The organism is Flavobacterium sp., assembly GCF_031363805.1.
Lineage (GTDB): Bacteria > Bacteroidota > Bacteroidia > Flavobacteriales > Flavobacteriaceae > Flavobacterium.
Window position 1 is genome coordinate 1 of record NZ_JANLVD010000246.1, and the last position, 12,186, is coordinate 12,186.

General features: G+C 31.0%; 9 protein-coding genes. 3 read left to right on the top strand and 6 right to left on the bottom strand.

Annotated features, from left to right (window positions below):
* The 6 genes from RMN92_RS12790 to RMN92_RS12815 form a co-directional block, all read right to left on the bottom strand.
* The coding region (locus RMN92_RS12790; RefSeq protein ID WP_309609829.1) for a hypothetical protein at nucleotides 1–416 on the bottom strand (416 nt) is incomplete at its 3' end.
* A complete protein-coding gene (locus RMN92_RS12795; protein WP_309609830.1) occupies nucleotides 417–2,009 on the bottom strand; it encodes a type I restriction-modification system subunit M in 1,593 nt (530 codons plus the stop codon).
* A 430-nt stretch (nucleotides 2,010–2,439) separates the two neighbouring features.
* Nucleotides 2,440–4,533, bottom strand: coding sequence for a VapE domain-containing protein (locus RMN92_RS12800; protein WP_309609831.1), 2,094 nt, complete (start codon nucleotides 4,531–4,533; stop codon nucleotides 2,440–2,442).
* A gap of 108 nt (nucleotides 4,534–4,641) precedes the next feature.
* Nucleotides 4,642–4,923 (bottom strand): helix-turn-helix domain-containing protein, encoded by a 282-nt coding sequence (locus tag RMN92_RS12805; RefSeq protein ID WP_309609832.1) that lies wholly within the window; start codon nucleotides 4,921–4,923, stop codon nucleotides 4,642–4,644.
* Between the two features lie 89 nt (nucleotides 4,924–5,012).
* The gene (locus tag RMN92_RS12810) at nucleotides 5,013–5,921 is read right to left on the bottom strand and encodes a hypothetical protein (RefSeq protein WP_309609833.1); all 909 of its coding nucleotides are present in this window, start codon (nucleotides 5,919–5,921) and stop codon (nucleotides 5,013–5,015) included.
* 293 nt (nucleotides 5,922–6,214) lie between these two features.
* Nucleotides 6,215–7,432: a site-specific integrase gene (locus tag RMN92_RS12815; RefSeq protein WP_309609834.1), complete on the bottom strand. Its 1,218-nt coding sequence runs from the start codon at nucleotides 7,430–7,432 to the stop codon at nucleotides 6,215–6,217.
* 1,101 nt (nucleotides 7,433–8,533) lie between these two features.
* On the opposite strand from RMN92_RS12815, the gene RMN92_RS12820 reads away from it, so the two are divergent.
* From RMN92_RS12820 to RMN92_RS12830, 3 genes are all read left to right on the top strand, one after another.
* The gene (locus RMN92_RS12820) at nucleotides 8,534–8,668 is read left to right on the top strand and encodes a hypothetical protein (RefSeq protein ID WP_309609835.1); all 135 of its coding nucleotides are present in this window, start codon (nucleotides 8,534–8,536) and stop codon (nucleotides 8,666–8,668) included.
* Between the two features lie 220 nt (nucleotides 8,669–8,888).
* Nucleotides 8,889–10,862, top strand: a complete 1,974-nt coding sequence (locus RMN92_RS12825) for a TonB-dependent receptor domain-containing protein (protein WP_309609836.1) — start codon at nucleotides 8,889–8,891, stop codon at nucleotides 10,860–10,862.
* A gap of 159 nt (nucleotides 10,863–11,021) precedes the next feature.
* Nucleotides 11,022–11,753, top strand: a complete 732-nt coding sequence (locus RMN92_RS12830; RefSeq protein WP_309609837.1) for a hypothetical protein — start codon at nucleotides 11,022–11,024, stop codon at nucleotides 11,751–11,753.
* The last annotated feature ends 433 nt before the right edge of the window (nucleotides 11,754–12,186 follow it).

Here is a 12,186-nt window from a genome sequence, read left to right on the forward strand (position 1 = left end):
TGAAATTTTTTTGAAAATATTTGTTGATATATATATTTAATATTCGATTTTTCATTAGATCTAATTCTAGCAACTCGTTGAATTAATATTGAATTTTCATCTTTCTCTGTAATTAATGCAACATTTTTTCCAACTTTAGAACCGTCCATTCCTAAAACTAAATCATCTATTTTTAAATAATATTTTTCAATTTTTGAATTATTACCTAAATAAAATCTATCGATATCTAAAGAGTGCCTAATATATCCCTCTGTTATATTAATTCCTCTCAAAATTGGAATACCATTTCCATCTTCAGATATTTCAGCTCCTTTTAAAGCAATTCCTGAAATAAGTTCAATATATTTCCCTATGGGTTCAATTTTCCAGTTGTCTTTAAACCCTTTAAATCTTAATATTGGCGTTAAATATTCCATTTAAAAAGGCGTTTTTAAATTCAATTCGTTACAAAATGACAAAATAGTATTATCTACCGTTTTTATTTTAATATCTAAACCTTGTAATTTGTCACTTACTTCATCTAAATTGATACTGATTGCTTCTGTAAAAGTATTTACATATCTTGAAATGTTTAGGTTAAAATCGTTTGTTTTAACCTCTTCAAGTAAAACAGAATTTGAGTATTTATCAATTACTTTACTGTTTTGATAGGTTTCTATAATTTTATCTACATCAAAATCACGAAGATAATTTTGAGCTTTTATTTTTTCAAAATCATTGCTTGCATCTATGAAAAGTATGCTTTCTGGATTTTCTCTACATTTTTTTAATACTAAAATACACGTTGGAATACTTGTGCCATAAAAAATATTGGCAGGTAACCCAATAATAGCATCTACATAATTTCTATCTTCTATAAGGTATTTTCTAATATGACCTTCGGCACCACCACGAAATAAAACCCCGTGAGGTGCAATACAAGCCATAATACCGTTATCGTCTAACTGGTGTACCATATGCTGAATAAAAGCAAAATCGGCTTTTGTACTTGGTGCTAATTTGCCATATTGTGAGAACCTATCGTCATTTGAGAAAAGCGGATTTGCTGACCAATTTGCAGAAAATGGAGGATTTGCAACTATAGCCTCAAACTTTAAATGTGTGTGTTGTGGTCGTTCTAAAGTATCTTCGTGTTTGATGTCGAATTTATGATATGAAACATTGTGAAGTATCATATTCATTCTTGCCAAATTGTAAGTAGTACGGTTTTGTTCTTGACCATAGAAATAAGAAACTTCATCAACTTCTTTAGCCACACGAAGTAATAACGAACCCGAACCACAAGTAGGATCATAAACTGATTTTAGTTTACTTTTGCGAGTAGTTACAATTTTAGAAAGAATAGTTGAAACTTGTTGCGGTGTGTAAAATTCGCCTGCTTTTTGTCCTGCTCCAGCCGCAAATTGAGCAATTAGATACTCGTAAGCATCACCCAAAATATCGCCTTCAGTATTGTCTAAATCAAAATCAATTTCGTTTAATGAACCAATTATTTTTACAATAACTGCATTTCTGTCTTTTACAGTTCTACCAAGCTTTGTTGAGTTCAAATCTAAATCGTAAAACAATCCATCAAAATCGTCTTCACTTTCTGTTCCCATTGTACTTTTCTCGATGCTGCTTAATACATTGGCTAAATCCTCAAGAATAAAAATACTTTGTGCTTGTTCTTCGTTTTCTTCGTCTTCTATTTTGGCATTTCCTTTTTTGGCTAAACTGCTGAATAACTCTGACGGTTTAAGATAAAAACCAATTGCTTCAACCGATGCTTCTTTTATTGCTGCTAAATATTGTTGTCCTAAATCAGTTGTTTCTTCTAATTCATTATACACTAAATTATCAGGTTTTAGAACAGTATTAGCATATTTTTCCATTTTTTCGGATAGGTATTTATAGAAAATAAAACCTAGTATATAATCCTGAAATTGGTTCGCACTAATTTTGCCACGTAGAATGTTTGCAATATTCCAAAGCTGTTGTTCTAGTAATTTTTTTTGTTCTTCTGACATTGTTGAAATTGAATATTATTGAATTTGGAATTTGATTTATTATTCTGACTTTTAAGTAAATCTTAAAATATGTACAATGATACGAAAAAGCAATCGAATGTAAAAGAGTGAAAACAAGATTAGGGCAAGGTGGGTAACCAAAATTAGAGTAAAACATATTTTATTTTTAAGGATAAAAAAAAACAGATTTATACGGCTTTATTGGTGCAAAGTGAAACAACTACTTTATTAAATTGCGTTATTATGGTCTAATATTACCCGATTGTTAGAAAATAAAAAAAACAAGAAATGTTTGTTGCGTATTTTGGTTACCCTGCCTGCCCTATGAAAATACTGTAAAAGGAAGTAAAAGGAAGTAGAAAATACAAAAAAAGTGGAAACGTTTTTTTTCCACTTTTTTTGGTTGATTTATTTGATTAATTCTATTGTTTTATTCTTCTATAATTTTACTTTTTAAATCTACATCTTCCCAAGAATTTTCTATTAAAGCGTAAACTGCTATTCCGTTCTTTTTTAGTCTTATGAAGTTGTGTTTTTTTAGTGCTTTTCCTAGTTTGTTTATTGTACCATCGGTTATATTTATTTTAGCTTTTTCAGCTAATTTTGCTGCTATTTGCGAAGCGTTTAGAAATACATTAGCCTTTTCCTTATCGCAAGGTTTAAACCACGTTAAAAGCAATTCTTCTTCTGGGCTGTGTAGTTGGTATTGTTCGTTATTTTCGGTAATTGATTTTATTTCCTCCTGGTCAAACCAAAACCTAAAACCACTTTTAAAAAGAAACAAAGCTTGTGAAAAAGCTAAATTAATATCTACATCGTGCTGGTATTTTATGGTTTCCAATTCAAAACAAAGAAATCTTCTGCTTCCTGTACTATCATTCAAAAATTGTGCAGTATTGACACTTCCCGCAAACGATGCCCTTCTGGGCATTGTTTCGTTGTTGTGTCCGTAAGCTTTTCTCATTCTTATTTGTGTTTTTGTAATGATTTCTTTTAGTGATCCAATTTCGGAACGGTTTAAATTTTCTAACTCGTCCAAGTTGATTAACATACATTCAGCTAGTTGTACCAAAGTATCTTTATTATTTGGGTTTATTGTTCCAGAAAATAAATATTCCTTTAATTGTTTTGGAACTAGCTTTTCAACCCAAGTTGTTTTTCCTAATCCTTGTTTGCCACTAAAGACAATTACAGTATGATTTATTACTTTGTCATCTAACACACACCCAACCATTGCGACCAACCATTTTTTAAAACATTGCTGCCAAAGTTCTTGTTTTGTAGTTGTTATTGTGTTTGCTAATTGAAAAATATAATCTGTTTTTTCATCGTATTTAGGCAAGTTTTTAAAGTAATCTTCAAATGGATTAAATAATTGGCAAAAATCAGAATAAAGCAAATTCCGCAATGATGAAAGGTTTGTTTTTATTCTTGCTTTTAGACATTCTCGTAACATTGAATTTTCTATAAAATCATTCATTACGTTCCATTTTTTGCCACCAAAGTATTGAAACTCTAATTTTCCAGATACTATGTTATGACGAAAAACATATTTTCCTGATAAAAAGTTTTCGAGTTTGTCAATTTGTGTAACTCTCGGTTTCTCATCATCGTCGTCATCTTCATCGTCATTATTTTTGCTATTTTGTTTTTTTTGTTTCTCATTTGGAATTGTTGCTTTTTCGGTTTTACCAAATTCTAAAATATTGCCGTAGGCACTTGTTACAGCTTGTGAAACTTCTTTGTCGTCAAAATTGAAATCGGTTTGAATGAAATTCAAAGCTATATCCATCGGTACTGCTTTTCGGTTCATATTACAAGCTAATTGATGTACGAATACATTTCGACTACCATTCGCATATTGCACTTTTTTTTCAGTGAATTTTATACAATGGTTGTAAATTGCTTCGTAATCTGTTGATTGTTCTAATTTGGTTTCTATTATTTCCGTTGGAATAACTACATCTAAAAACACCTCTTTTTCTAACGTTTCAAAGGTTTTAGCATTTTCATTTAGATATAGATTTTCATCCCAGGAATAAAAGCATAGTCTGGTTACATCTTTGCCTGATTTATCAATTTCTATTTTTAATATACTTTCATAATGTGATTGAACTACTATAAAAGCTTCTTTGTGATTGGCTTTATCGGAGCTTATATTTACTAGTATTTTCAAACCATTACCTGATGGACTAATGAAACTTGCAAATGTGAACTCGGATTGATTGGCCAAAAGCGCAGCGTTTTGCAAATCTTTCTCATTCAGTTTATCAATATCAAGAATTATACATTTTGAATACTCCGCTAAAAATTCCAATTTACGACCTCCAACAAATTTAGCTGAAGGTGTAAATGCAGGAAGTGATTTTTTAGCTTTGTTGTATGCTTCTATTTTGTTTTCGGCAAGTGATTTACGCAAGTAAACAATGCCCGGCTTGTACTTTCCTATTTTAATTTCGTCTAAAATTGTGATTAAAGTTTTGTGTTCTACAACCTCATTGAAATTCTTGAAAATGGTTACCATAAGCTTATTATTAATTTAAAATTATGAATTATAAATGACCTTATTGTGTGATTTAAAACCTTTGGTTTGCAATCACAGATTTCGCAAGTTCCATTACACTCTTTCATTTTATCGTCCTTTAAAAGATTTGTTGTAATACTGTGTAAGGAGTTTTTCAACATCGGAAAGTTTGTAGTAGATTTTGTTTCCAACTTGACTAAAAGAAATTTTACCTTCGTCTCTCCAGGTTTGTGCGGTTCGTTTTGAAATTTTCATCAATAATAGAAATTCTTGATTGTCCAAAAACGTTTCTTTCTTTGGGTCTGCCTTGATAGAAATTTGAGATTGAATAGTGTCTAATTTGTTCATTAGATCTGTGAACTGGTCTTTTGTGAAGATAATTGCATCCATTTTTAAAGTTTTTTAAATGTTATGGTGCAAATGTGAGAAGACTGAAAAAGTCTTTTAGTCCCCACTTGGTCTCTAGGGACTAAAATAATTTATAGGAATTTTTCAATGTCTATTCTTTTATGAATGTTTGGACGTTTTTCCTCTTTAGAAGGTTTCATTATAGTAGCAACAGTTAAGGGACTTAAATTTCTTCCATCTTTATCAACAAAAATATTTACTATTGCATTTACTATATCATTTGTGTTTCCATCGATAAATGGTTTTCCATCAACAAAAAACTCACGATTTAACCTATAAAACACGTCAACTAATTGATTAACATTACAATTGATTTGAATTTTATTTAGTGATATATGATTATTATTAAAATTTTGTTTTGTAATTAATCTTTTTTCATTTAGGCACTTTAACCTTTCTAATTTATTAATTAATTTTTCACATTGAACATTGAATTCTTTTAGTGTTCTGTGAGTTGAAACTATATCTGCTTCTTCATATTCAAGTAATTCTTCTGTTAAATAAAAAATTTTATCATCAAAATCTTCTAATGTTTCAATATGCTTTTTAGTTTCATAAAATGAAAAAATCCGATCTTCACTCTCAGCATTAATAAATCTTTTTGGTGTTTCATATTTGACTTCAACTATTCTCGACGATTGCATTTCGGAACGTTTTTTTTCAATCAAATTAATCAATTTACTTACTCCAGTAAAAGCACATTTTCTAGTAAAAAGTTTTTCATTTAGTGTAATAAGTTTTTCAAATTTATTAAGCCAAATTATAGCATTTTCAACATTATTACATTGATAATTTATAAAATCTGGAAATTGAGATTGATGTAAGGAAAAAACTTTATCTGCTAAAGCTTCGCAATAACTTTGAATAGAGATTTCAGTTTCAATAATAATATCAAAAGAACTGTTAGTGGACTGTGCCAAAGGCACCGCCACTAATTGGACAAACTGCGAGGTTTGAATTATTTGTACTTTTGAATTCAAGTATTATTATTTTACAGATTGTTTTCATTGTGAATTTAAATGTAATTGTAAGCTCTTTATTATTTATTTTTGAATAATATTAGCAAATCATACTAATATAATTCATCTAAATTTTTATCTTTTGGCTCTTTAAATTATCACTTTCTTTTGTGCTAAATTAGAGTAAAAAAAAAATCCTTTTAATAAGGATTTCTAAAAAATTTATTAACAATTTATTTAAGCTTTATAAACACTGATCTCACAATTAAACAAACGTTAAAATATATTAATTAGTATTTTCGTGTTAAAATTATTTAGAAAATAAAGTTGTCTACTGCTTTATCCAATTCTTCGCTTATGATTTTGGCATATATCTGTGTTGTGCTAATATCCGAATGATCCATAAGTTTAGAAACGTGCTCAATTCTCATACCATTATTTAAAGCATTAGTTGCGAAACTGTGTCTTGATAAATGAAATGAAAGTGAAAACGGTAATTTCATTATTTTACCCATTCTATTAAGTTGGAAATTTGCGGAATGATTTTCTCTTGACGAAATAAAATAACGTGTTTCTTCACTTTTATAATATCCAATTTTATCGGTTATAATTGGAAATATAAAATCATCTTGCTGCGCATCTTCTTTTTTGTATTTACTTAAAATATCAAGTGCTACTTTACCGATTTTAAACTGGTGTAATCTTCCTGTTTTGCGAATTACTTTTTTAATTCTTTGTTCTTCTTCGTTGAAGTTGTTGTATTGCAATTCGATAACATCGCTAAATCTTAATCCTCCTGCATAAATTGAGAAAAGGAATAAATCTCTCCATAAATCTGCTTTTCGTCCTTCCTTTAGTTCTAAATTGGTTAATACTTCGATTTGGTCTTTGTTTAAGAAAACTCTTTTTTCAGTATCTTTTTTTAATGTCAATTTGTTGAATGGATACATATATTCTGGAATAATATCTTCTTTGATAGCTTCTTTAAACATTATCGCCAAAATCATTATTGAATAACGTTGCGTTGTTGCTCCATTTTTCAAAACATTTCCCATATGAGCCATATAGTCCTTTAAAACCGAAACCGTAATATCATCAAAATAAACATCCTTGCTACCCACATAATTTTCAAATTTCTTGGTATATAATTTGTAATTTTTATAAGTTCCGAAAGAAACACTACCTTTTATTTTTTCACATCGAGCATAAGAATACTCAAAAAAGTTTGGTACTTCTTTACCCTTTATAGCTTCTTTTAATTTTTTGATTGAAATGGTTTTTACTTTGCGTTCCAAGTCAGCAACTTGTGCTTCGGCATCTGCAATCTTTTGAGATAATGACGCATTCATTCTCGCACTATTAGGATGGTTCTTTTTTACTTTCTGCTTTGTTTCATCCCACTCGTTCTCTTTGAGCTTCACTCCAGCAGTGATAAATTTCGTTTTTCTATCTTTTATAATTCGGATATAAAGCGGAGAATGTCCTGTTTGGTCTGCTTGATGTGTTCTTAAGATTAGTTTAATAGATGCCATAATAATAGGAAATTAGAATTGTTGTACTATATTTGTATTCCGATGCAAACAAGTGAAACCTTTGTAAATATAAGCCTTTCAAACTGATGCAACGCAGTACGAAGGTATAACATTTGGTACAACAAAACAAGTATTTCGATACTTTTAATTGCATTATTTTTATCTAACAATTTTTATAAAGTCAATATTTACAATACTTTAAGTGCAAATAAGAACTTGCAATTATATAATTCCGATAACAGCGGTTTGGCTAGATTGGGGTTTTAGGCTTAATTAAAAGTTGGTCTTGTATTTGGAAATTTTGTGTATAACCGAAATATAAATCTTAATTTAGTCCCCAACCTCGCCAAGCGGCGGGACGTTAGCGGTCAGTTGTACCGAAAAGACTCAGACAACTAAAATTGAGAATATTGCGTGTTTAAAAAAGTGAAAAATATTAAATATGAAGCGCAAAGTTTACGCAAATCGTATTTGTAAACTCATCACGTTTCTCTAAAAATTCATTTTTGTGTTTGTAGGATTTCGGCTGAAAATGGAAACGCAAACTTTACGCAAATCTTATCTGTAAACTCATTACGCTTCTCGGAAAAATTGTTTTGTATTTGCAAATTTTCGATTGAGAATGGAAATACGCAAAATAAATTCAATGAAATTTATTTACATTTTTAGCTGAAAATATCACAAAAAAAGTAAACTAAATTGAGCTTTTTCGGTTTATACAACCGAACCGCTAACAGTCGTTTGGTCTCATTGCGGGTTTTGGTTTTTATTTGAAATTGTCAGTTTTTGAATACAATTTTATCTATATTTGTGATGTTCAGTCCTGAAATTCCGCAACGAAGACCAAGCGACGGGACGTTAGGCTCGATTGTTCCGCTAACGAGACGCAACCGACTTTAATCTAGTGTTTTAGTACGGAAAAACATAATGAAACAGAAACTGAGCTGACCGAAATCGGAACCGAAAAGCGATATTTAATTGTTGCGGACTAACAAACGTAAATCGCTTTACGGAAAACCGAAAGCGGAATTTTTTTGTCGATTTTTTTTGAGGTTTAATTGTCGATTTCTAAACTTTGAATTTAAAAAAAGTAGAAACTAATTGAAGTGGAAATCAGATGGCGGAAAAACTTTCGCAATTGGAATCGACAATTGGAATGTCAATTCATTCGTGCTCAGCGTGCGTGTCACAACCCAGCCTAACACACGCTACAAGCAATTTGGGGATTTGGCTTAATTTGAAATTGGTTTTGTATTTGGAAGATTTGGCAAATCCGAATAATGGGCTTAATTTAGTCCCAAACTGCTTGTAGCGCGGGGACGTTAGCAGAAACCCGTGAGCGACACGAAACGCAAAAGAAAAACCCCAAAAAAAAGCCAAACTTCAGACAATAAAATAAAGAGCGGTGCAAAAGCACCGCTCTTTATTTTCGTACTTTTACAGAAAATTATTAAAAATGAAAATATATATTTCACTCTTTTTTATTCTAATCTCATCTAGCATTTTCGCACAAGTACAAAACGACACCATAAAAAAAGAAAAAGAAGCCGAACAACTCGAAGAAGTAAAAGTACAATCCACTCGAACAAACAGAACAATCAGAAACACACCAACAAGAATTGAAATCCTTGGAGCAGACGAACTCGACGAAAAAGGAAATATGCAAGCAGGTGCAGGTATAACAATGTTACTCAACGAAAGCACAGGCTTGCAAACGCAACAAACATCGGCTACAAGTGGAAATTCGAGCATTCGTGTACAAGGTTTAGATGGTCGATACACTCAAATCCTAAAAGATGGTTATCCAAATTTTGGCAACTTTTCGAGCGGATTAAGCCTAATCCAAATTGCACCTCTCGACCTCAAACAAGTCGAAGTTATTAAAGGTCCAGCATCAACTTTATACGGTGCAGGTGCAATTGCAGGAGCAATAAATCTTATATCCAAAACTCCAAACGACAAACCCGAAAACACAATCTTGCTAAATCAATCGCATATCGGACAATCAAGTATCAATATTTTTTCTTCCAGAAAAATCAAGCAATTTGGGTACACTTTGCTTGTTGCCGAAAATTTTCAAAAATCTTTCGATGTTGATAACGACAATTTTTCAGAAACACCAAAATCAAATACATTTAGTTTTGCACCCAAAATTTTCTATTATCCAAACTCAAAAACAACTTTTATGATCGGAAATAGTTTTACAAAAGGCAATCTAAAAGGTGGCGATATGCAAGTTATTGCTGGAAATTTTGATGCAAATCACACTTATTTCGAGCAAAACAAATCCACAAGAAACACAACTATTTTAGAATTTGACAAAAAATTAGAAAACAATAATAGTTTTAAATTCAAACAAAGTTTAAGTTTTTTTGATAGACAAATAAACATTCCAAACTTTGAATTTTCAGGATTAAACACCAATAGTTATTCGGATATTTCCCTTTTACTAAACAAACAAAAACATACAATTCTTTCGGGATTAAATATTTTGTATGACAACTTTAAACAAAATAATACCAATACTCAAAATTCACAATCATTCACAACAGGAATTTACATACAAGATACTTGGGATATTTCCGAAAAAATAAAACTCGAAAACGGATTAAGAATAGACAACGTAAATTATTCAAACCAAAATTTCACTAAAAACCAATTTTTCATTTTACCAAGATTTTCGGCTTTATTCAAATTCAATACAAAATTTTCTTCTCGAATCGGTGGTGGTTTAGGCTACAAAACCCCAACAATTTTTACCGAAAAAACAGAAACAATACAATACCAAAACATTTTAGCATTAAACAATGTTTCTGCCGAAAAAAGCATAGGTGCAACTGCCGATATTAATTTCAAAACCCAACTCGGTGACGAAAAGTTTTTCAGTATCAATCAACTCTTTTTTATAACTCAAATCAATGACCCATTAATTCTGCAACAAAACAATTTAGGGCAAAGTTTTTTTTCAAATGCTTCGCAACCAGTAATTAGCAAAGGATTTGAAACCAATATAAAACTTATAATCGAAGAAGATTTTAAAATTTTCGTCGGGTACACATTTACCGATGCAAAAGCCAAATATTTGCAAACCAATCAAAATTTATTGCTTTTACCAAAAAACATTTTACTTTTCACAACAGTTTATGAAGAAGAAAAAAACTTTAAACTCGGTTTTGAAGGATTTTTTACAGACCAACAATATTTAGAAAACGGCACAAAAACGCCTACGTTTTGGACATTTGGTTTTATGGGGCAAAAAACACTTTGGAAACATTTTGACTTTTTTATCAACTTCGAGAATTTCACAAACGTAAAACAAAGTAATTACAAACGTGTTGTAAATCCGCCAAACAACAACCCAACTTTTGATGAAATTTGGACACATACCGAAGGTTTCGTATTTAATGGAGGAGTAAAAATTAAATTTTAAGATAAACTTCATAAACAAAAACTTGTCAAGTCAATTTTATAATTTAAAAGTTATAGAATTAATAAAGTACAAATCATAAAATTTACAAAAACAAAACACTAACAAAAACTTTTTTTATTTATTTTTGATAAATCAATAAACATTTAAAAAACTAAAAATATGGCTTCTACTTCAGAAACAGGAAACGCAAAAAACGTTGCAAATCTTCAAGATTTAATTTCATTCGTAACAGGTTACGGAGCAACCTACAACCCAACCAAAAACGCTCTAAAGTTACCGCAACTTACAGCATTAGCAACAGCATCACAAACAAGTCTTGCCGATGTAATAACCAAAAACACCGCTTACAATAACAAAGTAAATGACCGTGTAGTTGCTTTCAGCAACCTAAAATCTCTTTCAACAAGATTAATCAACGCATTCCAAACCACCGATGCCACAACCCAAAAAGTTGCCGATGCAAAAGCATTCAACAAAAAAATGCAAGGAGTTAGAGCCTCCGCAATAACAACCCCAATAGACCCAAACGCACCAGCACCAACCACAATATCTACAAGCCAACAATCTTACGACCAACAAATTCAGCATCTTGCAGGAATTATTTCAGTTCTTCAATCAGAACCGAGTTATGCACCAAACGAAATCGATTTAAAAATTGTTACGCTAACAGCCAAACAAGCCGACCTAACCGCCAAAAATAACGGAGTAGCAACAGCCTATACCAACATTTCGAATTCAAGAATTTCGAGAGACACAACACTTTACGGAACAGACACAGGATTGTTTGACATCGCCACCGAAGTAAAGAAATACGTTAAATCAGTTTTCGGAGCAACATCTCCACAATTCGCCCAAGTAAAAGGAATAGAATTTACCAAGAAAAAGAAATAGCAAAACCAAAAATATAAATATGACAAGCCGAAACATAAATACACCAAGCCGATTTATATATATTGCTATCGCAATTATATATATCTGCTTCGCAGTTATATATATGCGTTCCGCATTTATATTTATGCTTGTCGCATTTATATTTATTGCAATCCGATTTATATTTATACCAGTCCGATTTACATTTATACCTACCCGATTTATATTTATGCCAATCCGACTTACATATGTACCAGTCCGAAACGTAAATACACAAAGCCGAGTAGTAAAATCGAAGCAAACGACAAATTCGGTCGAGTAGGTAAAGGGGAATTTCACCCCTAAACCTCTCACAGAACCGTACGTGAACCTCTCGATTCATACGGCTCTTCATAGTGCAATCCTTTAGGATTGTGTTTGATAAGCAAAATCATCGTCTTTTGGACTTGTAATA